This is a genomic window from Novipirellula galeiformis (genome assembly GCF_007860095.1).
Classification (GTDB): Bacteria; Planctomycetota; Planctomycetia; order Pirellulales; family Pirellulaceae; genus Novipirellula; species Novipirellula galeiformis.
This window is the reverse complement of record NZ_SJPT01000004.1, coordinates 724,064-747,377: the sequence shown is the minus strand read 5'-3', so window position 1 is coordinate 747,377 and position 23,314 is coordinate 724,064. Positions and strand designations below refer to the sequence as shown.

The 23,314-nt window shown below is 54.4% G+C and carries 18 protein-coding genes; 12 read left to right on the top strand and 6 right to left on the bottom strand.

The window, feature by feature from the left end:
- From Pla52o_RS13695 to Pla52o_RS13670, 6 genes are all read right to left on the bottom strand, one after another.
- A complete protein-coding gene (locus Pla52o_RS13695; RefSeq protein ID WP_146595152.1) occupies nucleotides 1-939 on the bottom strand; it encodes an FHA domain-containing protein in 939 nt (312 codons plus the stop codon).
- Nucleotides 940-952: 13 nt separating this feature from the next.
- Complete coding sequence (locus Pla52o_RS13690; RefSeq protein ID WP_146595151.1) at nucleotides 953-2,956, bottom strand: type VI secretion system Vgr family protein; 2,004 nt, start codon at nucleotides 2,954-2,956, stop codon at nucleotides 953-955.
- A gap of 83 nt (nucleotides 2,957-3,039) precedes the next feature.
- Nucleotides 3,040-3,456 (bottom strand): hypothetical protein, encoded by a 417-nt coding sequence (locus Pla52o_RS13685; protein ID WP_146595150.1) that lies wholly within the window; start codon nucleotides 3,454-3,456, stop codon nucleotides 3,040-3,042.
- Between the two features lie 142 nt (nucleotides 3,457-3,598).
- Nucleotides 3,599-5,512, bottom strand: a complete 1,914-nt coding sequence (locus tag Pla52o_RS13680) for a type VI secretion system contractile sheath domain-containing protein (protein WP_146595149.1) — start codon at nucleotides 5,510-5,512, stop codon at nucleotides 3,599-3,601.
- Entirely contained in the window at nucleotides 5,512-6,396 is an 885-nt protein-coding gene (locus tag Pla52o_RS13675; protein WP_146595148.1) for a hypothetical protein, read from the bottom strand. Before Pla52o_RS13675 ends, Pla52o_RS13680 begins: the two co-directional genes overlap by 1 nt.
- The gene (locus Pla52o_RS13670; RefSeq protein WP_146595147.1) at nucleotides 6,396-7,463 is read right to left on the bottom strand and encodes a hypothetical protein; all 1,068 of its coding nucleotides are present in this window, start codon (nucleotides 7,461-7,463) and stop codon (nucleotides 6,396-6,398) included. The genes Pla52o_RS13675 and Pla52o_RS13670 overlap by 1 nt, the downstream gene beginning before the upstream one ends.
- 470 nt (nucleotides 7,464-7,933) lie before the next feature.
- On the opposite strand from Pla52o_RS13670, the gene Pla52o_RS13665 reads away from it, so the two are divergent.
- From Pla52o_RS13665 to Pla52o_RS13610, 12 genes are all read left to right on the top strand, one after another.
- Nucleotides 7,934-9,811, top strand: a complete 1,878-nt coding sequence (locus Pla52o_RS13665) for a hypothetical protein (protein WP_146595146.1) — start codon at nucleotides 7,934-7,936, stop codon at nucleotides 9,809-9,811.
- Nucleotides 9,812-9,926: 115 nt separating this feature from the next.
- Nucleotides 9,927-11,144, top strand: coding sequence for a type VI secretion system protein TssA (gene tssA, locus Pla52o_RS13660; protein ID WP_146595145.1), 1,218 nt, complete (start codon nucleotides 9,927-9,929; stop codon nucleotides 11,142-11,144).
- A gap of 75 nt (nucleotides 11,145-11,219) precedes the next feature.
- Nucleotides 11,220-11,741: a type VI secretion system contractile sheath small subunit gene (gene tssB / locus Pla52o_RS13655; protein WP_146595144.1), complete on the top strand. Its 522-nt coding sequence runs from the start codon at nucleotides 11,220-11,222 to the stop codon at nucleotides 11,739-11,741.
- A gap of 77 nt (nucleotides 11,742-11,818) precedes the next feature.
- A complete protein-coding gene (gene tssC / locus Pla52o_RS13650; RefSeq protein WP_146595143.1) occupies nucleotides 11,819-13,315 on the top strand; it encodes a type VI secretion system contractile sheath large subunit in 1,497 nt (498 codons plus the stop codon).
- 93 nt (nucleotides 13,316-13,408) lie between these two features.
- Nucleotides 13,409-13,951, top strand: coding sequence for an Hcp family type VI secretion system effector (locus Pla52o_RS13645; protein WP_146595142.1), 543 nt, complete (start codon nucleotides 13,409-13,411; stop codon nucleotides 13,949-13,951).
- Entirely contained in the window at nucleotides 13,948-14,484 is a 537-nt protein-coding gene (locus tag Pla52o_RS13640) for an Hcp family type VI secretion system effector (RefSeq protein ID WP_146595141.1), read from the top strand. The genes Pla52o_RS13645 and Pla52o_RS13640 overlap by 4 nt, the downstream gene beginning before the upstream one ends.
- Before the next feature lie 255 nt (nucleotides 14,485-14,739).
- Complete coding sequence (locus Pla52o_RS13635; RefSeq protein ID WP_146595140.1) at nucleotides 14,740-15,609, top strand: type VI secretion system accessory protein TagJ; 870 nt, start codon at nucleotides 14,740-14,742, stop codon at nucleotides 15,607-15,609.
- Nucleotides 15,602-16,099, top strand: a complete 498-nt coding sequence (tssE, locus tag Pla52o_RS13630) for a type VI secretion system baseplate subunit TssE (RefSeq protein WP_146595139.1) — start codon at nucleotides 15,602-15,604, stop codon at nucleotides 16,097-16,099. The genes Pla52o_RS13635 and tssE overlap by 8 nt, the downstream gene beginning before the upstream one ends.
- Nucleotides 16,100-16,105: 6 nt before the next feature.
- The gene (gene tssF, locus Pla52o_RS13625) at nucleotides 16,106-17,989 is read left to right on the top strand and encodes a type VI secretion system baseplate subunit TssF (RefSeq protein WP_146595138.1); all 1,884 of its coding nucleotides are present in this window, start codon (nucleotides 16,106-16,108) and stop codon (nucleotides 17,987-17,989) included.
- A complete protein-coding gene (gene tssG / locus Pla52o_RS13620; RefSeq protein WP_146595137.1) occupies nucleotides 17,953-18,975 on the top strand; it encodes a type VI secretion system baseplate subunit TssG in 1,023 nt (340 codons plus the stop codon). Before tssF ends, tssG begins: the two co-directional genes overlap by 37 nt.
- A gap of 6 nt (nucleotides 18,976-18,981) precedes the next feature.
- On the top strand, nucleotides 18,982-21,756 hold the full coding sequence (gene tssH / locus Pla52o_RS13615) for a type VI secretion system ATPase TssH (protein WP_146595136.1): 2,775 nt from the start codon (nucleotides 18,982-18,984) through the stop codon (nucleotides 21,754-21,756).
- Nucleotides 21,757-21,950: 194 nt separating this feature from the next.
- The gene (locus Pla52o_RS13610; RefSeq protein ID WP_146595135.1) at nucleotides 21,951-22,793 is read left to right on the top strand and encodes a hypothetical protein; all 843 of its coding nucleotides are present in this window, start codon (nucleotides 21,951-21,953) and stop codon (nucleotides 22,791-22,793) included.
- Nucleotides 22,794-23,314: the final 521 nt, after the last annotated feature.

The window sequence follows — 23,314 nt, the reverse complement described above, 5'->3', positions numbered from 1 at the left end:
TCAAGTGTCGTAAAGTTTCAACTCACCCGACTCGATGGCTGCGGCGACCATCGTGTAGTGCTTGAACTGTTCCTCGATAGGCGGCGTGCGATGATGATAAATCGCGATCGCGAGTGCCGCGGCGACTGCGTGACTCGCCAAAGCATCATCGGGCTTCACCGGTTGAGGCGACGTCGCCGGGGCGATATTGTCGCCGCTCCAAAATGCAGCCGCGGCCAACATCCCCCCTGGCCCCTCATAATCGGCACGTTGTGCAGCCGCTTCGGCATGCAGCGAATTTTCTTGAACCGGCGAATGCGTCCAGGCAACGGCAGCGGCCAAGCCCGCCTGCTGAATATCGCTGATGCGATCCTGGAACGTTTCTTGAACGAGGTGGCAACCCCATGCGATACCAGGGCGTCGACCCAGCGTGAATGCGCGAACGCGCAGCGCTTGACGGTAGTCGCCTGCAGCGGCCAGAAGCTGCATCAACTCCAAGGAACTGGAGCAATCTCTGGCCAATCGCGGCGCATCGTCTTCCAATTCTAATCGCATACAAACTTCGACCGCGGTCATTCCGATCGCGATGGCGGCAACCGGGTCGGTCGATCCACGATCGCCCGATTCGTCATCATCCGCAGCGGCCAATAAACTTTCATCCATCCCTTCAATCGAGACAATGAACTCGGTCTCCCCGGCGCGGATCGCATCGCCCGGCATCAGTAATTGCTGGCTAACTTCCGCGGCGTTCACCCACGTCGGGGCTGCCCCCAGACTTTGCAATACGCATCGCTTCTCTCGACAGTCCAGGGCAAAGTGGAACTCCGCCATCGAGCTATCCAGGGGGAAGCTGAAATCAGCCCATTCGGTTTGCCCGAACCGCGTGACCAATCCGTGCTGGGCAACCATCCGCTGACCTCGGTGCTGGCCAGCGACAACGCTGAGAGTAACTTTCATCATAAACCATGACCGCCTAATTAATTTTAACGACACTGCCCTTAACGGTCATGATGCCCGAAGCTTTCACCGTGGTCATCGCCGAGCTGACATCCACTTTCGTGTCACCTTTGATTTCGATTTTGGGTGCCTTTAGGGTGATCCCGGATGACGTAATTTCGATGCTACTGCCACCGACGACAAGTTTGATCGACCGCGCTGCGGTGATCTTGCTCGTGCCGGAGTCGACATCAATCGAGTGATTCCCTGATTTGATTGTCAACGCGTCGTTGTTTTCGATCGTCTCCGTACGCTCGCCCTCGGAGACGGTGAGGGTGAGGTCGCCCTTTTTAATCTCGGTGGTTCGATCCCCTTCTTTGATCGTCAAGGAATCATTGCCCTTTTCGAGCGTGATGGTGCGATCGTTGTAGATGTCGATCGTCTGATTCCCCTCGCCGCTTTTCTCTCCTTTGCTAAGCCCGACCTCCAACGTATCGTTGTTTTCGACAACGCGGTGAAAATCGGTTTCGGCATGCAGGTAGATCTGCTCCTCGTCCTTCTTGTCCTCAAAACGCAGCTCGTTAAACGTTTCGTTGGTCCCCGCTTTCGTACTGCGAGTTTTGATTCCGCTTTGCGTCTGGTTGTCCGGCAACGAATACGGCGGCATCTGGTCAGCGTTGTAAAGGCTGCCGATCACGATTGGTTGATCCACGTCGCCTTCGAGAAACTGAACAATCACTTCCTGGCCAATTCGTGGAATGAAGATGCTGCCCCATCCCGACCCGGCCCAAGCTTGTGCGACGCGCATCCAACAGGTGGTGTTTTCGTCCTTTTCCCCGAGTCGGTCCCAGTGAAATTGAACCTTGATTCGTCCGTATTTGTCCGTCCAAATCTCTTCGCCACTCTTCCCGACCACCACCGCAGTTTGAGGGCCCCCCATCATCGGCCGGGGCGTGCGCGGTAGATTGCGAAACGTGACATCGCCAGGGATCGCTTTGAAGCGAATGCGAAACGCCCGTTCAAAATCCTCGTCACTCGTGTAGCGACGGTCACCAGGATCCTCGAAATCGAACCCTTCGATCCGCAGGTCCGTTTCCGTTAACAGGTATTCAATGTTGTCGGCTTTGCGTGGAAACTTCTCGAGCGTAAATAAACCACCCGCAGCCAACCCCAGTACATTGCCTTCGCCGGTGCCGACGCTGTCGGCGACCTGACGCGCCTGCAATTGGACCTTGGTATATGCTTCGCCGTCCGCCGCTTCGGTGTACTTGCCCGGATAATCATAGACCTCGCCCTGCTCTAAATCGTAAGCTCCCTCGTACAGCGCTTTCGTCTCCAGGTCCGCTCTCGGCTTTTCGAAGTCGTAGTCGGTCGTAACAAAACTACCGGAGGTCGCGGCCCGGCCAGGTTGGAAATCCCAGATATGAGCCAGATGCTGTCCACTTGTTCCAATGCGATGGAAGGGAATTGTCGCTTCCCCGTCAATCGCAGAGTGGGAACCGGTCCCATCGACCAACACCATCTCATGACCTGAATCGGAGTGTTTGAAAAAGTACGAGATGCCGACCTGTTCCATCAACCGGCTGACGAAGGCGAAATTAGATTCTCGGTACTGAACACAATACGCAACCGGTTGGTACGTTTCTTTGAGTTCATCGCAAAGCGTGACCCCATTTTCTTTCAAAACCGTCTTGATCACGTCCGCGATGGTTTCGTCTTGAAAAATTCGGCAATCTGCTGACTGTTTGAGCAACCAAAACTGAGGGCGAACAATGGCCACGTAATGATCATGGGAGCGGACCGATCCGGCATGAGAGATTCGCGTGATCACTCCACTGAAGTATCGGGGATCGGAGGCACCAAAATCCATTTTCATCGACAAGTGGGTCCCCACCAAGTCATCGAAGTCGACGTCGGTTGCATTACCTAGCAAATGAAATTCATAACGGTAGGGTTCGCCGAGCGACTCACGCCCCACCATTCGACCGAAGAATAGCTTGTCAGGGCCGAGTGCCGTCGTGAGTTCAAAGCCAGTCGCCAAGGTTGATTCTCGTGAGTGGTTGGATCGAGGTCATCGGGAGGAAAGGTCGTCGTGTTGATCACGAGACACAACGAAAAGCGAGTCTACCGTCTTCGCTTCAGCAACCGCATCGCCAATTTTTGCTTCTCTTGGGCTTCCTTGCTTTTTCCCGAGCGAGGCGTGTCAGACGTCGAGGATGAACCGCTTGCCAATTTTGACGGTGTTTTCTTGGACACCGGCTTGCTACGGTTCGCCCGCTTGCCCCCCCCGGATGAGCCGCTCTCGGAAGCTTCCGTGGTCTTCGCCGTCTCGGTTCCGCCTTTCTTTCGGCGGGCCAAATCTCTAATCGATTCGGCTCCCTCCTCAACGCCCTGTTTGTGCGCTTCAAAGGTGCTGATGTGCCCTTCGACGGTATGCTTCAGGCCAGTCAAGGATTCCGCGTGCCCTTCTAGAAAACCAAGTCCAGGGACACGACTCATCTTCACTAACCAATCGCTCAGTCCGTCTAACTTATCACGCATGATTTTTCCCAGACAATGAAGTCGTTACAGCAATGAAGTCGGTACGGCAAAGTAGGGCAACGCCCTTAATGGGGGGCGCTGCCCTATTAAGATAAGGCAGGTCGCTAGCAACACCTGACAGACATTGAATCCTTGTCCGTCCCTACAAATCAGCTAACAACGCGGCTAACTCCGGATCCATTTCATCATCATCGTCCGCTGAGGCGTCCTCGTCCGAATCGGAATCGGAATCATCGTCGGAATCCGAATCATCGCTCAAGCTAGCTAACAACGCGTCCAAATCGTCATCGGAATCGTCGCTCGCGTCGGAATCGCCATCGTCGTCCTCGCTTTCGTCACCGCCATAGCCATCCTCATCGTCGTCATCTTCTTCGTCTTCGTCATCTTCGTCGTCAAACGTGTCATCCTTCATTGCATGCATCAGGTCGTCGCGAAATTCCTCTCCGTCCTGGGTAACACGCGGCTTGACGGTGGACCGCAATTCGGCCTCTCGCTCGGAGGCCCGTTGGCGATCTTCCGCCTGCATTTTCGACGCCTCCGCGCTCTCAGGCCAAACGCCCGCCAATTCGACTCCTGCCACGCTGCGGGTACTCCCCAATCGCACCACCGGTTGGCCCTGAATCGAGAGCACCGGGATATAGCCGGCATCGATCACGGCATGCGCCATCCGTTGGGATAGCAATCGGTCGGTACAGGGCAGCGCGATCTGATCACCATCGGCATCGTTACAGTAGTAAAACGGCATGTCATCGAACGACATGATCGATCCGATCTGCATTTTTTTCAGTCCCTGGGCAGAATACGTTTGCCCAAGCATCAACCCGAACAACAAAACGCCGTTGCCCCACAGCATTCCGGAGACTCCCGATTGCGCTGTGAATTCCTCAAACGCGAAGGCATCGACCGGATCACTTTTCTTTCCGTAAGGCAAACGCAACAGAAACTGGGGCACCGTCAGGGCCAAGTATTTGGATTCCGGAATCTCCTTCAATGTCGACCAAGCTTCGGCGACCAGCGGGTGCGGCTCTTCGCCTTTCTTTCGATCCAGAACGTGCTTACTAATCGAGGTCACGAAGGGTGCCTCGGCTGCTGCAGCGATCTTGGCAATCCGGCCAAGCAACTCGGCGTGGGGTGGAGTTTCATCAAAGACATAGTGCCCCAGAATCGCCGCCAGCGACCCTTGCGACGCGTCCATCGCCGGTTGCTCAACCAGCAACTTGTACAGCCCTGAATCTTCGAGGGAATCGACCTCGCTTAAGTCAGCCGCGAGCTCTTCGGCCGAAACATCATACAGCACTAACTGCAGCGAGCTGTCCGTTTCCAACCGCCGAGTCAGAAGATCGACACCGCGCCAAATCGACTCCATCGCCTGAAAATCCGCTTGATGCAGCAGCGACCGCATGGTGCCCGACAAACTGTTGTCCACAGCCGCAACGAGCGCCTCTTGATCGGGATCCGCGTCGGCTTGGACGTAAGGAGCGATCAATTGCTTGACGAGCTCTTCGACATCGATGTCGGAATCATCCGCGGCGATGGGTTTTCCGGTCAAACGGGCAAAGTCACTCAATTTGCCTCCGACCGGAACGGTACTCCCGCGACTTCCACTCTTTCGCTTTGCCTTTCGTTGGCGACTCCGCAGCGATACCAAGTCCGCTTCGTCGACCCACTGACGCACTTCCTCCGCTGCCGCTTTCGCGGTGCGATCATGCAGCAACCGTTGTCGGAGCGATTTCAATTCGTCGAAAACCTCCACTTTATCGACCAATTCGTCGGGATGGAAATCGTCCATCGACTCGATTTCCAATTCGATCGATTCTGAATCGGAGCCCATGGGTAACCGCACCGAGATGCCCATCCGCTCGATGATGTCATCCAAATTATCGACATCCACGCGAATCGGTTTACGCGTAGCAAGATCATCGCCAGTCTCGAGTCGACCGGTCATTGCGCGTCCCGAAAAATCGCCCAACAACGCAATACGAAAACGACTTCCGTCTCCGCTGCGAGCCACCGACTTGCCGCCACCCAAGGTGCCAAAATTACATTCAAATCGCATCAAACACTCTCCTCCGAATTTAGTTGTTCAGGTTTTGAATCCAGCTCGTCTTGAGCCGTTTCCCAGCGCTGCATGTCGGTGAACCAGTAAGCTGCTTCGAAAAACAAGGGAATGAATGCTAGAAACGCGCCGTTCCGCAAAAACGATTGCAGGAACTCGCGATTTTCAAACACTTGAACTAGAAAAAACACGTGATCCGAAGATCCATACAATTTGCCCATCGCACCGACCAACAACAGGACAAACAAGGCTCCGGGCATAAAGTCCGCGTAGTCTTGGGCATACGGATAGCGAATGTAGGCCATCACCCGTGCTGAAAAAGGGATCGCCATGGCCAACATCGGCACCAACAGCAAGCTCTGGGGATCCCGCAGCGGCAATCGGACGCCGGCACTCCAGCAGACGAAGTACAAGGCTTCGCTGAACAACAAGACGTAAACCCAACTCAGCGTGTAGAGCAAACACAACGCTAAGACGAGAGAACTAATCCGAGTAGGAAAGACAGTGTCAGGGGTCGGTTGCTCGTCGATCCGCATCAACCTTGAAAAGAATCTGCGATAGCGTTTCTGGAACAGTTCGTCGTAAACGAGGTCTTCGAGTATTCGAAAGGAATAGACGTGGGCGATCACCTGCGTGTAAAGCTTGGTTACCGAAAACACGATCACGATGCCACATCCAACGGCTAACGCCACGGCCGACCCGCCGACAAAGTCGTCACTGATCGTGTCCAAGATTTTAAAGAACGCTCGAACCGGATGCTGGCCCTTGATCAGCATGTTGTACGCAAACGTCCAGCCTAAAATCACCAGCAACAACGTGATCCGAAGTCCAGCGACGTTCAAACGATATCTCGGCGGTCTTTCCGGCGAGGGAGAAGACGACATCAAATTATGTCCAACAAAGAACTCGGCAGGGCGAACAAGAACGAGCCGAGAATTGGAAAAAAGATAAGACACCATTGCGGTCGGCTCTGATGCCAAATCGCATGACCTTCCATTGGACGAATCGGAAAACAATAGATGAACGCGTAAATCAAAAACATGCTCGAAGTAAACAATGCCATGGGACTACCGGTAGCCGTGGAGATCAACAACAACACAAGGTGACACGCATACAGTAGTGACAGGGCGGTAAAAGCGACCTGGCCTCGCTGCTTCGGCGTTCCATAAATAACCATATCCGTCAACATCGGTAGGAACGAACCGGCTCCGGTGAAGTAGCCCTGCAGCAGGATTCCGTCGACCTCCGTCGCAAAGCGGGTCGTCGCACCGTGAACGCGACCGGCAAAGTGAATCAAGGCCGCATAAACCAACAACGGCAAGGAGGAAAGTGCGATCATCGTCATCCATGACGATCCAAATTGATCCGAAAGCGATGCCTGGGAGGCATTGCTGGCTAAATAAACGCTGCCGATAAACGAAAATCCCAAGCCGATCACGCCAATCACTAGCGACAGGATCGATTTCTGGTGTGAAACGATCTCCTCTTTTGCGACCGCACCTGCAAGCAGGTGACGCGACGCGGCCCCGGCAGCCGAATGCAAAACCACGCGAGTTAACCGCCGCGTTAATGTTCGTGCAACTGCTCGCATGACGGTGGATGCAGCGGTACGCATCGCCCCGCGGGCTCCGAATTGAATCACGCGACGTGCAGTTGCACGCAAGATCACGCCAATTCCCACCGCCGCTTCACGGGCCCTGGCAGCCGCCTGGGTTGTTACGTCATCCGCAAGCAAAGAGACAAACAATAAGGGGGAGATCAAGCATAAAACGATGCCCACGATGGCTAACGTGAGCAAACTTGAACGTGAGAGCCCCCCCGAATCAAGCGTCGCTGAGCCAATCGCAGGATCCAAGCCAATCGCAGGATCCAACGGGTCCGGTTTATCGACACCAATACTCGAGGGGTCCTCGTCGCTGGCATTACGTGGATTATTGATGACTGCGTTCAATGTAGAAGACTGCGTTCAATTTATACCCAGAGTGATCCCAGCAGGACCGCACCGGCCCCAATTCAAGGAAGTCCTTTCGTGGTCGAAAGCTGACAGTAAACCCAAAATTTTTGGCAAGACGACCCGTCAAGGGAATTCGCAGCTTGTGAAGATGTTTGAAATTGCCTCATCGGGGAGGGAATTGCTACGACGTGGAGGAACTCATTGCCGATACCACTGGTACAACCCTCCGGGTCGCACATCGCACGGGGAGACATAAACCCGTCATTATTTCGCCTAACCCTAAACCTAACCTAAGCTTTTTGATCGGAAAGGGTGCCAGGAACCAAGAATGCGAATCGCGCCTACGGGCGTTTTAGCTTGTGGTTCCTGACCTCCCTTTCCATGAAGCCCCCGACACTTCCCCCTGAAACCCATCGTTCACCGCAGGGCCGGAGCGAACACCTACTGTACGTTTGAACCGCAATCCAATGCAATTTATGATACGCCGCAAGCCAACCAACCGGTATCGCATCGATTCGATTGCGATGGCTTGGGTGTGTGCTGTTACTCATGTTCTTTTGACAACGCCTTCGTCGATATCCGCCGAACCCTCTCAAGTGAACTTGTTTGGCTCGGAACGGTTTGAGTCGGGGCTCAGTGAACCGAGCAACTTCGATCCAGGCGAGATCCAGTTAGGCGAAAAACGCGATGGTCTGATTGATACAGCACGGTTCGAGTCGGGGCTGATCTCGTGGCCGGAGTCTACCGTCATCCCGACCTCGGCGGAGACTGCCTCATCGGCGGCGACTTCCCCATCGAAGGCGACTACCCCATCGAAGGCGACTGGGCAAGGCGAACCGAAACGGGTCAATCCAGCCACATCAGCGCCGGCCACATCAGCGCCGGCCACAGCGGCGCCAGCCACGCGAGTGATCGTTGGAATGCCACAGTTGGCGGGGCATGTTAAGGATGAATTGCGTCTGCAGCCGAATGTCCAACTGGAATCGGGGACTGGACGAACCGCCACCTCAGGTTATTCCAATGCGAATGCGGGACGCTCGTCCGATGCAGGGCAACGGACGATGCCCTCGCGATCCATGTTTCTATCGCGCACGCCCGAAGATCAACAAGCGATCGAGAATCATCGGATCGCAGCCTCCCCATCAGGTGTCATTCGCGAAGTTTCGCGAGACCCTTTTTCACTTGCGAGTCGATCGAACGCTTCGCCATCAAGCAGCTACATTCCAGCCGGTGCGCGAGGGCAGATGATCTCCTCCCCTAGCGATTTGGCTCATCCAATCGAAGAATTGCCACCGTCGATTTTGGAATCCGACGGAATCGGCGAAGGCTTTGGCACGATCCACGATGGCGAAAGCGTGCTGTATGGTAACAACAGTATCTATTCACACGTTGAGGATCCGCTGACCGCCGGCGAAAGGGCAAACGACTCCCTATTGAGTCCCTCGCGGGGCGAAGCCGCCATGGACCGCATGATCCACGGGGTCCAAAGATCGGTTAACCGCATTCGGTCGACGCGCCAGCGAGTGGATGCTGGGCTAGGATCGATTTTGGTTCCCAACGCGCCATTGGTGCTCGACAAGACCCAACCGCTCCATCAATACCGCATCCGCACGGACTTTAACTATGGCAACGATTTCCCCGATCGCAGCGAATATCTGTGGGCATCGCCGTTAAAAGGGCCTGGGTACCAAGGGGCCATTGATACGCAAGAATTCGCATTCATGTTTGAAGTCGGTGGTGATTCAGCCTCGGTCCAAACCGAATTTTCGGTACGTGCATTTGACGCCGAGTTCGGTGGGGGGCACACCGGTGTAGGCGACATTCGAATCACGCAAAAGCTAAAGCTGTTCGACGGCAAACGTTGGCAAATCACTCAATTAATGCGCGTCCATACGCCGACTGGCAATTCCGCGATTGGTGCCGGAACCGGCCATGTGTCGATGGAGCCTGGCGTTCTGATGCGTTGGCAACAGAGTTGTTGGACTTATTGGCACGGCGAGCTCGAATACCGAATTCCACTCGGGGGCGATCCGCTGTACTCAGGCGATGTGCTCACCTATGGCTTTGGGGTCAGTTCCGTGTGGTACGAGACCCTGTCATCGGCTGTCATCCCAACCCTGGAGTTGACCAGCCTCAACTTTTTAACGGGTCAAAAAACGGGCATGCTCACGTCGTTGCCCGTCGATGGCGAATCCGCCATGGCATTGCACCCTGGGGTTCGTTTCGCTTGGGACCGCGGAGGTGATTTCGGAATCACCGACTTGGGAATTAGCTCCGGAATCCCGATATCCGATCTGCACTACTTTGACAGTTTCCTAAGATTCGAACTTAGGTTCACTCACTAAAAATATCAACCAATCTCTGGCATTCGTGTCAGATCCACGAGGGCAGTCGCCTTAGTGATCATGCCGTTCTCCGTTTTTTTTATCATCCTTTGTCCGCGCTGTGACTTGTTTGCATATGGCTTCGATAGACCTGGAAACTTTGCAGTCACCCGTTTCTGCCGATCTTCCCTCGGGGGAGGATCTTGAGTACGACACGCTGTTCGTGGAAATGGAACAGGCCGCAGCTGGCAAACCAGACCAGATCATGGGGGATGCGGTTGTCGAGGGAGAGGAGCCGGATTGGAAGTTGGTGCAACGCAATGCGATCACCTTACTCGAACGCAGTAAAGACCTGCGGGTTTGTGTTTGTTTATGCCAGGCAGCGCTTCGCAATGAGAGCTTTGCTGGATTGAGTACCGCGTTGCAGCTAACCCAGCTTCTAACCGAGGCATTTTGGGAAACGTTGTACCCCGAACTCGACGAGGACGACGACCTTGATCCCACCGCCCGCGTCAACACGATCATGGCGTTGACGACGGCTGCGACGATGTTACGACCGATCGAGCAGGCACCGCTGTTGTCGGTTCCGATGCTCGGCGCCGTATGTTGGGCCGACATCAAACCCGAGGCGGGGGAAGAGGATCCGCAACAGGCTAGCTCTGAAATCCAAGCCATTATCAACAACTGCGAACTGGACCAAATCGCGGACCGTCGCACTGCCGTTGCTGACGCATTGCAGGCATGTGCGGCAATTGAAACATTCATTACAAGTCAAGTTGGCGTCAGTCGGGCGCCGAGTCTAAAACCGCTGCGGGACCTGCTGAAACGAATTGGAAACCAACTCGACCGTTGGTGGAATGATCGTGGCGGCGATCAAGCGGCGGGCTTGCTCGACCAAGACGACGACGCGGATGCAGACAATCACGAAGCGTCCGAAACCGAAGCTGAATTTGCCTCCGACACCGAGCCCCGGGGCAACACGCCAGGCTCACGTCCGGCTCGGGGGTCGGCCCCCATCAACAATGTGATCAGCTCACGCGAGGAGGTGATTTCGGCGATCGACAAAATTTTGGTCTACTACCAGCGCTACGAACCGTCGAGCCCGCTCCCGCTGTTGCTGGTACGGGCCAAGCGTTTGGCGACCAAATCGTTCATCGAGATTCTCCAAGACTTGATCCCCGAGGGTCTCTCTCGCGCCCACGAAATTGGGGGCATCGTCGCTAGCGACGCTGGTTCGTCCGTCGGCGACACCGCCACCCACTTCGACGCGAGTGACTCGTACGAAGCCGATTTTCCCGACGCTGATTCATCGGGAACGGATGACGAGACCGATGCGGATGACTTCTTCAGTTAGCTCCACACGTGCAAACCTACTGAAACCACGACTTTTTATCGACTCCAACCTTTTTAGCTTTTTGGGAAACATGACATGGCCAAAGCCAGTTCACAAAAATTCATCGCCCGCAATCGAGCTCCTCGTGTCCAAATTGAATACGACGTCGAGGTTTATGGTGCCGAGAAAAAAGTCCAACTGCCCTTCGTGATGGGCGTGTTGGCCGATCTATCGGGCAATCCGTCGGAGAAACTTGCTCCAGTGGCCGATCGAAAAATGCTGGAGATCGACGTTGATAATTTTGACGATCGTCTCAAAGCCATGAAGCCACGAGCCGCATTCCGAGTGCCCAACACCCTGACCGGCGAAGGCAATTTAAGCGTTGACATCACGTTCGAATCGATGGACGACTTCTCGCCAGGCGCGATCGCTCGAAAAGTCGAGCCGTTGAAAAAGTTGCTCGATACACGGACCGAACTCTCGAATTTGATCACCTACATGGATGGAAAAGCAGGTGCCGAGGAACTGATCGCCAAAGTTCTCGAAGACCCTGAATTGCTGAAGACATTGTCGGCCCAGGCGAAACCTGCTGGGGACGACGAACCCGCTGCGGAATGATCGGGCGGAATTCAGACACTCCTAAGCCTATCGGCTAACAACAGAAACAAATTTTACCAATCAATAGGAACCATGCCATGTCATCGGATGCTTCTCAAGATGCGGCCCAAGCGGCACAGTCATCCACACTGGAAACCAGTGCTTTTGAGTCACTGCTGAAGAAAGAGTTTCGCCCAAAATCGGACGAAACCAGCCGTGCGATTCAAGGGGCCGTGCAAACCTTGGCTGCACAAGCCCTCCAAGGTGCCAACCTGATCTCCGGCGATGCCCTTGCCTCGATCGAAAGCATGATCGCGGAAATCGATCGCAAGCTGACCGAACAGATTAACGAGGTGTTGCACAACGAAGAGTTCCAGAAGCTCGAAAGCGCTTGGCGTGGTCTTCATCACTTGGTTAACAATACCGAAACCAGCGAAATGCTGAAGATTCGAGTGATGAACATTTCCAAAAAGGATTTGGCCAAAACACTCAAGAAGTTCAAAGGAACCGCCTGGGATCAAAGCCCGATCTTCAAGAAAATTTACGAGGAAGAATTTGGCCAGTTTGGCGGTCAACCGTACGGTTGCTTGGTCGGAGATTACCACTTCGACCACTCGGCACCCGATGTCGCTTTGCTGACCGAGATGCAACAGATCGCGGCTGCCGCTCACGCACCGTTCATCACCGGTGTCGCGCCCGAAACGATGCAGTTCGATTCCTGGCAAGAGCTCAGCAATCCGCGTGACCTGACCAAAATCTTTGAAACCCCCGAGTACGCCAGCTGGCGAAGCTTGCGTGAATCCGAAGATTCACGTTACATCGGCTTGTGCATGCCTCGCTACCTGGCACGGTTGCCCTACGGTGCCAAGACCGACCCGGTGGATGAGTTTGCGTTCGAGGAAGACGTCGCCGACGCCGATCATCGTCGCTACACGTGGTCCAATGCGGCTTACGCGATGGCGACGAACATCAATCGTGCCTTCTCGTTGTATGGCTGGACGACTCAGATTCGCGGTGTCGAAACCGGCGGAGCAGTCGAGAACTTGCCCTGCCACAGTTTCCCGACCGATGATGGTGGCGTGGACATGAAGTGCCCCACGGAGATTGCGATCAGTGACCGTCGCGAGGCAGAATTGGCGAAGAACGGCTTCATGCCGTTGATTCATCGCAAAAATTCGGACTTCGCAGCATTCATTGGTGCTCAATCGTTACAGAAACCGACGGAGTACGACGATCCCGATGCGACGGCCAATGCCAACTTGGCGGCACGGCTTCCGTACCTGTTTGCGACCTGCCGATTTGCCCATTACCTGAAGTGCATGGTCCGCGACAAAATCGGTTCTTCGATGACCCGTGACGCGATGCAGGCTTGGCTCAACGAATGGATCGGCCAATTCATTGAACCCAATCCCGATACTTGCACCGAAGCGGCAAAGGCGATGCGTCCGTTGGCCGAAGCGGAAGTCATTGTGGAAGAGGATCCGAGCAACCCGGGCTACTACAGTTCCAAGTTCTATCTCAAGCCGCACTACCAATTGGAAGGACTGACGGTCTCGTTGCGTCTGGTTTCGAAACTTCCTTCTGGAAAATCCTAAGCATTGCGTCATACCCACGGGGGCAATTGCCTCTTGTTAGTATCAACTCCGTTTCACTCACTCGTTCATAAGCATTAGAAGGCAGGTTCACAGATGATTTTGATTCACATCGACGGTATCAAGGGCGATTCACAAATCCCAGGTTACAAAGACAAAGATTGGTTTGCCGTTGACAGTTTTAACTTTGGCGTGGTGCGGGAAACAACCGACAGTGCCAAGGCTGGTACCGACGACATCACGATTGGCGTTGGCGATCTGCAAGAATGCTCGTTTGAAAAGACGACCGACCGTGGTTCGATCAAATTGATGCATCATTCGATTTCGGGCGGTCCACTTCCATCGGCAGAGGTTCACTTCGTCCAGACCAAAGACAGCAGTGATTCCAAGCAAGCCGTGTTCCCTTACCTGATGTTCAAATTGGAGCCATGCTTCATTAAGACTTGGAGCATCAATGGTGCCGAGGACGGTCGGCCGACCGAAACGGTAACGTTGTGGTACCAGAAGATCGCGATGCAGTATTACGCCTACACCAAGGTCAACGGCAAATACGCTTCGAAGACCGAAGGCACAGCGGGTTGGGACCAAGTCGTCAACAACTCGTGGGACACACCTAAGTTTGAGGTACCAAAGGGTTGATCATCCTTGTACGCGTTCGCGACGTGAAAGGCCGCTGTCGCATCCCCGGATACGACAAGAACTGGTTCGAAGCCAGGTCTGTCGAATATGGGGTGCAGAACAAGCGGCCAGGCAATTCCAGTTCAACGGATGCCAGTCGTGGCCTTGCCGACCTACAGGCACTTCAAATCACGAAAGTCGTCGATCAATCGACGTCGGATTTGATGTTTCAAGGGATGAAAGGCGAGGCGATTGCATCGGTCGAAATACAGATGGTGGAGACTGCGAAGAATGGGGCTGCGAATTACCCGTTCTTGATGCTTCGGTTCGAGGATACGTTTGTGGTGGATTGGAAACTCAATTTGAGCTCCACCGCCACTACCGAAACCGTGTCCTTCGAGTACGAGAAAGTTGCCATTGAGTATCATCGAACGTCGGATGGTTTGACCTATGAACGTGTCGGTAACAAGGGTTGGGATGCATCGCTGGAAGGTAGCAACAACCAGTTGGGTGCGCCCTGGGATTACACGTTCAAGCAACGCGGCGATAAATGATCGGGCATTCCCCGGTTGTTCGAATACAAGTCTTCATCCTGATGCGTTAACGGACCGATACGCTAACGGTCCCATGGCGCTAAGTTAGCGAAGTCGTCTTTTTTCACGTCGGATGGGGCGTTGCTACCATCCGACAGACGCTCAGCCGACTTGTGTCGAAATGGCTCCAAAGAGTCAGCAAAAACCACCGCTCGGTTTTCCTGCGCGTCCGTCTTATCTCACTCAAATCCTACCGCAACGGAAGAAGGAAATACTATGTCCGCAGCTGAAGCCTTGCAGCGAGGCGACCTTGGGCAAGCTCTGTTGGAATTGAAGGCAGAAATTCGAGCGGAACCTCAAAACGCAAGTCTGCGAATCTTCTTGTTTCAGCTGTTAGCGGTCAACGGAGAGTGGCAAAAGGCGATGACCCAACTGCAGTTGTGTGGTCAACTCGATCCGGCTGCTGAATTGATGGTCACCGCCTATACCGCGGCGATCCAATGCGAGCGATTGCGCGAAGAAATTTTCGCAGGCAAGCGAACCCCGCTTGTGCTTGGCGAACCGGAGCCTTGGGTTGCTTGGATGATCCAAGCGCAGTCGATGCAGTCACAAGGTCAGTCGGATGTTGCAGAGGAATTGCGAGCGAAGGCCTTTGACGCCGCCCCAACGACCTCGGGACGACTTGAATTTCGAGCTTCGGGAAAAGGCAGCGAGGAACAACGCGAATCGGCTGAATTTGCCTGGTTGGCCGATGCCGACTTGTCCTTGGGCCCGATCCTCGAATGCATGCTAGATGGACGCTATTACTGGGTTCCAATCAATCACATGGAATCGATGCGGATTGAGCCGCCAACGGACCTTCGCGATATGGTCTGGTTGCCGACCCAATTCACCTGGGTCGGCGGTGGTCAGCAACTGGGTTTCATCCCGACTCGCTACCAAGGATCTGAAGCAAGCGACGACGATGCGATCCGATTAGCGCGTCGCACCGAGTGGATCTCGGATAAAAACGGTTTCGAATCGGGACGCGGACAACGACTCCTGACAACCGATCAATCTGAATTTGGGTTGCTGGATTTACGTGAAATCGTGTTCGCGGTGGATGACACGCAACCGGCGTCCAGCGGAGTTGATGGCGATGGCTGATTTAACCAACCGCGAGCGGTTGCAACCATCCCTGCTCGATCGATTAACCGACAACGAACCGCAGAAACGATCCGAATCGCGGGACGACCGCGTCCTGTCGGTCGATCGCTTGAAGCAATGTGTGCTGCGTGATTTGGAATGGCTTCTCAATACCGAGAACCTTTGCTCACCGGTGGACTTTGGACGCTACCCCGAAATACAGTCGTCCGTGCTGAATTTCGGACGGCCCGCCTTGTCAGGTAAAGCGGGATCCACGGTCGATCTGAAGCAATTGCAAAGTCAAATTCATCAAGCGATTCTTAGCTTCGAGCCGAGAATCATCGCAGACACGCTTCAAATTCTGATTCAGTACGACGACGACGTCCAGTCCAATAACTCATTACGATTCGAGATCCGGGGGCAACTGTTTGCACAGCCGTTGCCACTTTCGCTATTTTTGCGGACCGATGTGGATCTTGAGAGCGGCGTGATTCATGTGATCGAGGAGTGAGCTAGGATGGATCCCAGACTGCTGAGCTACTACAACACCGAACTGCAACATCTTCGCGAGATGGGTGCGGAGTTCGCGAAGCAATACCCCAAGGTTGCCGGTCGGCTCTCTCTTGATGAATTCGAGTGCGCGGACCCCTACGTTGAACGTCTGTTAGAAGGCTTCGCGTTTCTGACCTCGCGGATCCAATTGAAGTTGGATGCCGAACACGCGGATTTGACGGGGCATCTTCTCGATGTCGTCTATCCAAACTACTTGGCACCGCTGCCTTCGATGACGATGGTGCGTTTGCAACCTGACATGCAGCAAGCCTCGCTAAGGGAGGGGCATGTCATTCCTCGGCAAACGTCACTGCGCGGGTTGCTCGGGCGCGGGGACCAAACCGCTTGTGAATACCGTACCGCCCATGAGACGACGTTGTGGCCGATCGAGTTAACCGAGGCGGGCTATTTTTCCCGTTCCGCTGCCGCGATTGACCTTCCTTCGCAACTGCGCGACGTCAAAGCCAGCATTCGGTTGACGTTGAAAACGCCCGGCATTCCCTTTCAAAAACTCGCCATCGATGAGCTGCCGATTTTCATCACGGGCAGCGAGCATTTGCCGATGGTTCTTTACGAACAAATCCTCTCGCAAACGCAAGCCGTCGTGATTCGTCCGGCCGGCCCCAAACCGGCTTGGCAACGTGTGCTTCATCCGGGCAGCGTCACCGCCCATGGTTTCCAGCCCGCCGAAGCCTTGTTGCCTGTCTCGGCACCCTCGTTCCAGGGCTATCGATTGCTGCAGGAATACTTTGCCTTTCCGCAGCGATTCATGTTCGTGATGCTTCAAGGATTACGTGATGCGTTGCGCACGGCCGAAGAAGATGTCATCGAGGTCATCTTTACGCTGAATCGGTCAACCGAAGGGTTGGACGGACGGATCAGCGCCTCGAATTTCGCTCTCTTTTGCACTCCCGCAATCAACCTGTTTCCCAAAGTGACCGATCGAATTCATCTGAACGACCATGATCATGAACATCATGTCGTTCCCGATCGAACACGGTCACTGGACTACGAGGTTTTCTCAGTCGAAAAGGTGACGGGGTACGGTGCTCAAGACCGCGAGGGGCAAGACTTTCACCCCTTCTATGCCTCGTTCGACGTGGAGGACGAGTCGCCATCCTCTGCGGCTTCCTACTTTACGACCCGTCGTCGTCCCCGATTGTTATCGTCGCGAGAAAGACGCCTCGGATCAAGATCGAGTTACTTAGGCGATGATGTTTTTCTCTCGCTTGTCGACGCGGACCAATCGCCGTATCGGCACGACCTAAGACAGCTGCGAGTCCAAACGCTTTGCACCAACCGTGACTTGCCATTGCAAATGCCTCTCGGGGTGGGTGAAACCGATTTTAGTCTGACGATCGGTGCGCCGGTTTCAAGTGTGATTTGTGTCGCGGGGCCGAGTCGCCCCGTGCCCTCTCGCTCTCATGAATCAGGGAACTTGCTATGGCAATTAGTCAGTAGCTTGACACTCAACTATTTGTCATTGTCGGACTTGCCGGACGGCCGAGGTGCCATGGCCATTCGTGATCTCTTGAAGCTGTTTGTGGTGCCCCATGATACGGTCATGCAACGCCAAGTCGAAGGTGTACGATCGATTCGGTCCGAACGGGTTGTACGGCGAGTCCCGTTGCCTGGCCCGACGACATTCGCCCGTGGATTGAAGATTGATTTACAAATGGACGAATCCGCATTCGATGGCAGCGGCCCGTTTTTATTAGCCAGCGTCTTGAAGGAGTTTTTTGCCAAGTATGTCACCATGAACTCGTTTGCCGAGACCGTTTTCCATAGCACCACACGAGGAGAAATCAAACGATGGCCAGCGAAAATCGGAACAAGGCCGTTGATGTAAGTCTCTACGATGAAATTCGTGCTACGCCCTACCGTTTCGGATTTCAACTTACGCTGCGCCGACTCGATTGCATTCATCATGACCGTCCGCCGACCGGGTTATCTAAGCGCGCCTGCGACGAACCGCTGCGTTTGGGTCAAACGCCCGGCTTGGACTTTGCCCCCGCCAACCTGCAAGCCTGTGAGCTGACGCCGGATGGGGAACGCTATGTCTTGCGAAGTCGTTTTTTGGGAATGTTTGGTCCCAATGCCCCGTTGCCACTGCACCTGACCGAGTACGCTCGAGACCGAATGCGGCGGCATCACGACGACACGTTTTCGCAATTCATGGACTTGTTCCATCATCGTCTACTCTCGCTGTTCTATCGGGCTTGGGCGACGGGCCAACCGACCGTGCATATGGATCGGGCGGACACCGATCGATTTTCCGCCTACGTTGGCTCGATGATTGGCCATGGGACCGATTCGTTTCGTAACCGCGACGCGGTCTCTGATCACGCTAAGCTTTCCTTTGCCGGTCGAATCGCGAGCCAACCTCGAAATGCCGAAGGATTGCAGGCAATGCTCGCGGCGTTCTTTCACATGCCTTGTGAAATCCAACAATTTTCAGGTCACTGGATGAGTCTGCCGGCCGATTGCCGTACTCATTTGGGCGGCTTTGCCGAATCCACGACCCTCGGGCAATCCGCACTGTGCGGAGACCGTATTTGGGATACGCAATCTAAATTCCGAGTGGTCTTTGGGCCCGTCGAACTCGACCAATTCTGTCGACTCCTGCCTGGCCAGGCTGGACTAAAACGATTGATCGCCCTGGTTCGCAATTACGTCGGTGATGAATTGCTCTGGGACATACAACTGAAACTAAAGCGGGAGTCGATTCCGCAAATACAACTCGGCCAACAGGGGCAACTCGGTTGGACCTCCTTCTTGACTAGCGGAGCGGCGGATGCCGATTCCGTTGCTGCCGTCTTCACCCCCAACGATTAAGAAATAATGAGTGAAATTAGCCGCGTCGCCTTGTTTGGCAAATTGAATTCACTTGGATACAAAGCGATCGAAGGTGCCACCACCTTCTGTAAGCTTCGTGGCAATCCGTATGTCGAATTAGTGCATTGGTTTCATCAATTGCTTCAGCATTCCGGTTCGGATTTGCATGAAATCCTTCGGCATTTCGAGCTTGATCCAGCACGGGTTGCCAAGGATCTTGTCGAATCGTTGGATCGTTTACCGCGTGGAGCGAGTTCGATTTCGGACCTCTCGCCGCATATCGAAGAAGCGGTCGAACGCGGATGGGTCTATGGAACATTGATGTTCGACCAAGCTCAGGTTCGCACGGGATTTCTGGTCATTGGGATCCTGAAAACCAAGACGCTGGCAAACGTTTTGTACGGCATTTCGGGCGAGTTCAAGAAAGTCAAAATCGATGAACTGACGGAGAAGTTTCGCGAGATTGTTCGCAAATCGCCTGAGGAGGAATTGGCGGCGAGCGACTCCAAAGGCGTCGGTGGAGGCGCATCCCCGGGCGAATCGAGCGGCGCAATGTCGTCCCCGCAAATGGGCAAGCAAGAGGCGTTATCGCAGTATGCAGTCGATTTGACCCAGCGTGCGTTGGATGGCAAGATCGATCCTATCGTCGGACGCGATGAAGAGATCCGCCAAATTGTCGACATTCTGATGCGGCGTCGCCAAAATAACCCGATCCTGACCGGAGAAGCTGGCGTGGGTAAAACTGCGGTGGTCGAGGGCTTTGCCCTGCGAATCGCTGCTGGCGACGTGCCGCCACAACTCAAAGAAGTGCGATTGTTGATGCTCGACGTGGGATTGTTGCAAGCCGGCGCAAGCATGAAGGGTGAGTTCGAAAATCGTCTTCGCCAAGTTATCGAAGAAGTCCAAGCATCCGAAAAACCGATCATTCTGTTTATTGACGAAGCGCATACGCTCGTCGGTGCCGGCGGTGCGGCTGGCACGGGCGATGCCGCTAACTTACTCAAGCCCGCACTTGCTCGCGGAGAACTTCGTACCGTCGCCGCTACGACCTGGGCCGAATACAAAAAGCATATCGAAAAGGACCCCGCTTTGACGCGGCGTTTCCAAACGGTCCAAATCGCGGAACCGTCCGAGAAAAAGGCCATTCTGATGATGCGTGGTCTAGCTTCCACGCTCGAAGCCCACCATCGGGTGCAATTGCTTGACGAGGCGATCGAGGCCGCCGTCGAATTGTCGCATCGTTACATTCCAGCGAGGCAGTTACCGGACAAGGCAGTCAGTCTTCTCGATACCGCCTGTGCTCGAGTCGCAATCAGTCAACACGCGGTTCCTGCCGAAGTCGATGACTGCCGAAAACGGATCGCTGCATTGGAAACCGAAATGCAGATCATCGAGCGAGAACGTACCGTCGGCGTCGACACCGAGCAGCGCGAGGCGGTGACCACTTCACTGCTGGAACAGGAACACAAACGCCTCGAAATCCTTGAGCAAAGATGGGAAGCCGAAAAGACGTTGGTGGATCAGATTTTGGAACTGCGATCTCAACTGCGAGCCCACACCGGAAAAGTCGATCTTCCCCTTCCGACCGACGCCTCCGCCGAAGCTCAGCCGCCAACCGAGAAGGCCGATGCGAAAAAGCAGACGCCCGCTGAAACCGAGGTGGGTGAAACGGAACCCCAGGAACCGTTTGACGTCGAACAAACACGCAATGCCTTGCGTGCCGCGCAGCAGGAGCTGGCAGACTTGCAAGGTGAAAGTCCGCTGATTCTTCCCACCGTTGATCAGCAAGCGGTGGGCTGTGTGGTCCAAGACTGGACCGGGATTCCCGTCGGCCGGATGGTCAAGAACGAGTTGGAGACCGTGCTCAACTTGGCGGATAACCTTGAACAACGAATTATTGGTCAACGGCATGCACTCGAAATGATCTCCAGCCGGATCCAGACCTCCCGCGCAGGGATGGATAACCCGCAGAAGCCGATTGGTGTCTTCATGCTCGCCGGGACTTCCGGTGTGGGTAAAACCGAAACGGCGTTAGCGCTGGCCGAGGCACTTTATGGTGGTGAGCAAAACGTCATTACCATCAACATGAGTGAATTCCAAGAAGCCCACACGGTCAGCACGCTTAAAGGGGCGCCTCCGGGATACGTCGGCTACGGCGAAGGTGGTATTTTGACCGAAGCAGTCCGCCGACGGCCCTATAGTGTTGTCTTGTTGGATGAGGTCGAAAAAGCCCACCCCGACGTTCACGAGATTTTCTTCCAAGTTTTCGATAAAGGTTGGATGGAAGATGGCGAAGGTCGCAAAATCGATTTCAAGAACACATTAATCCTGTTGACGACCAACGCCGGCACGGAACTGATCATGAACTTGTGCGCGGATCCCGATCTAATGCCTGGCCCCGAAGGGATCGCCAAGGCACTTCGTGAGCCACTCTTGAAGGTCTTTCCTCCTGCCTTACTGGGGCGATTGGTTGTCATTCCTTACTACCCATTGAGTGACGAGATGATTGGTGCAATCACTCGCTTGCAACTGGGACGGATTCAAAAACGGGTGCAAACCAATCACCGCGTTCCACTCACCTACGACGATGACGTCATCCGTTTGATTGCTAGCCGATGTACCGAACTCGAAAGTGGTGGCCGGATGATTGATGCGATTTTAACCAACACGCTGCTGCCCGCGATCAGTCAAGAGTTCTTAAAACGAATGATCCAAGCGAAGCCGATCAGCAAGGTTCATATTTCAGTCGCAGCCGAAGAATTCGCTTATGACTTTTCCTAAATCGACTCCGTATTAACTGCGGCGGCAACTTGTTCCTGCGTTTCAGGGACCCCACATATAAGTTATCAAATGGATGGTGTAGCGGCAGGACGCAAGCCTCCATGGGGCGGTATCGGACGGATGAAGCCGTGCCGCTAAAACGCTAATTTTTTGTGGATGGTCCCGAATTTGTCTAATCACATCGTTCCTTTTGAATGCCCATTCCTTATCCTAAAGAACTGACGCTTCCGCATTGGAAGACTAAAAAGTCCCGCCTGGTTACGGCGCAGGATCTGGAACGGCTATTGGTTAAATTGGAGAGCCAGCACAAGGCGATCGATCAGGTGAAATTGTCGGCATCCGGCTACCGAAACTTGGTGACGGTCGAGTCGGTGAAGCAGGCGATCGAAGCGGCGAATCGAATCCATAGCCGTCACGTTACGGTCCATACCACTTCACTAAAACAAACTCAAGCATTAGCCAAGAAAACGGCGGATCGGTTAGTCAGAGCACGAACCGTCCCCAAGGCAGACATCGATTTGGTTCGAGCCATTGAATCGGCTTCGGCAACACAGCTTGACGCCTGGGCCGATCCTAGCAAAAACGGCAAACGCTCTTTCGAAAAACAATTGCGAGTGCTCGAACTCAAACAATCACCTCTCTTGAGAAAAATCGAACAGGCGATCAAAGAGACGTCGCTCGCAATCAAAGCAACGAAACTAGTCCCGACCGTGCCCTACTGGATCGTCGGAAAAGAGTCACGATTGAAGTGCAAGCCGATTGGTAACAAGAGTGTCGAAATACAATGCAAATCGTTGCAAGGCTTACTGAATGATCATCCGTCGTTCGCTAGCCTGTCAGCGACATTCAAATCGTTTAGTGATGATTACCCGCGAAAGCAAAAACGAATTCGTATTGCCGACCCAAAACTGGAACGCAGTTCGCCCGTTGAATACCAGCGACTGCTCCTTTCGGAACAACAGGCCGTTGCTGGCTGCCTCGTTGACCTCACCAACGCACTGAAAGATTTGAAACGCAAACTGAATTCGATGAATTGAATTCAGCTAACCGCTTCACCCACCCCGGTGAAGCATTGATCGATTGCGTTTTGCCGCGTTTCGGTGACATGACGCCCCGCCGGCCCGCGTTGGGTTGTTGGATAAGCGTTCATCGCTAGATTCGCGTTTCGGGGGTCCCGAGCAAGCTCCCTACAACGTGCTTGACTATCAAACCTCGCCCAAGCACGGGCATCCAGATCGTGCCAGCCCGGCGAACTTTCCGGAAAGACTTCAACGGCTACGTGACGGTCGACGCGTTTGGCGTCAACGGTGAAGTTCCCTCACGTGTCGGGCCGACTAGCGCTTCGTGTGGTCATGCGCACAAGTGTCGCACGTTCGAGTGTCGCAAGTTCGAGGCGTCCAAAGGAAATGATCCCAAGCGAGCGGCGTAGGCGCTGAACCGATGGCAACCGCTACGCGTGTTCGGGTCCGATGGTCGCTTGCCGATCCACAAAAAGGACACGGAGCGAGATCGACGTCGGCTGATAAGCGGCTGAAAGAATTGGCGGTTCATCGGCAGC

Excerpts from the sequence above, each read along its gene's own strand:
- Pla52o_RS13695 (WP_146595152.1), bottom strand. The coding sequence starts at position 939 with ATGATGAAAGTTACTCTCAGCGTTGTCGCTGGCCAGCACCGAGGTCAG.
- Pla52o_RS13685 (WP_146595150.1), bottom strand. The coding sequence starts at position 3,456 with ATGCGTGATAAGTTAGACGGACTGAGCGATTGGTTAGTGAAGATGAGT.
- Pla52o_RS13680 (WP_146595149.1), bottom strand. The coding sequence starts at position 5,512 with ATGCGATTTGAATGTAATTTTGGCACCTTGGGTGGCGGCAAGTCGGTG.
- Pla52o_RS13675 (WP_146595148.1), bottom strand. The coding sequence starts at position 6,396 with ATGTCGTCTTCTCCCTCGCCGGAAAGACCGCCGAGATATCGTTTGAAC.
- Pla52o_RS13665 (WP_146595146.1), top strand. The coding sequence starts at position 7,934 with ATGCAATTTATGATACGCCGCAAGCCAACCAACCGGTATCGCATCGAT.
- tssA (WP_146595145.1), top strand. The coding sequence starts at position 9,927 with ATGGCTTCGATAGACCTGGAAACTTTGCAGTCACCCGTTTCTGCCGAT.
- tssB (WP_146595144.1), top strand. The coding sequence starts at position 11,220 with ATGGCCAAAGCCAGTTCACAAAAATTCATCGCCCGCAATCGAGCTCCT.
- tssC (WP_146595143.1), top strand. The coding sequence starts at position 11,819 with ATGTCATCGGATGCTTCTCAAGATGCGGCCCAAGCGGCACAGTCATCC.
- Pla52o_RS13645 (WP_146595142.1), top strand. The coding sequence starts at position 13,409 with ATGATTTTGATTCACATCGACGGTATCAAGGGCGATTCACAAATCCCA.
- Pla52o_RS13635 (WP_146595140.1), top strand. The coding sequence starts at position 14,740 with ATGTCCGCAGCTGAAGCCTTGCAGCGAGGCGACCTTGGGCAAGCTCTG.
- tssE (WP_146595139.1), top strand. The coding sequence starts at position 15,602 with ATGGCTGATTTAACCAACCGCGAGCGGTTGCAACCATCCCTGCTCGAT.
- tssF (WP_146595138.1), top strand. The coding sequence starts at position 16,106 with ATGGATCCCAGACTGCTGAGCTACTACAACACCGAACTGCAACATCTT.
- tssG (WP_146595137.1), top strand. The coding sequence starts at position 17,953 with ATGGCCAGCGAAAATCGGAACAAGGCCGTTGATGTAAGTCTCTACGAT.
- tssH (WP_146595136.1), top strand. The coding sequence starts at position 18,982 with ATGAGTGAAATTAGCCGCGTCGCCTTGTTTGGCAAATTGAATTCACTT.
- Pla52o_RS13610 (WP_146595135.1), top strand. The coding sequence starts at position 21,951 with ATGCCCATTCCTTATCCTAAAGAACTGACGCTTCCGCATTGGAAGACT.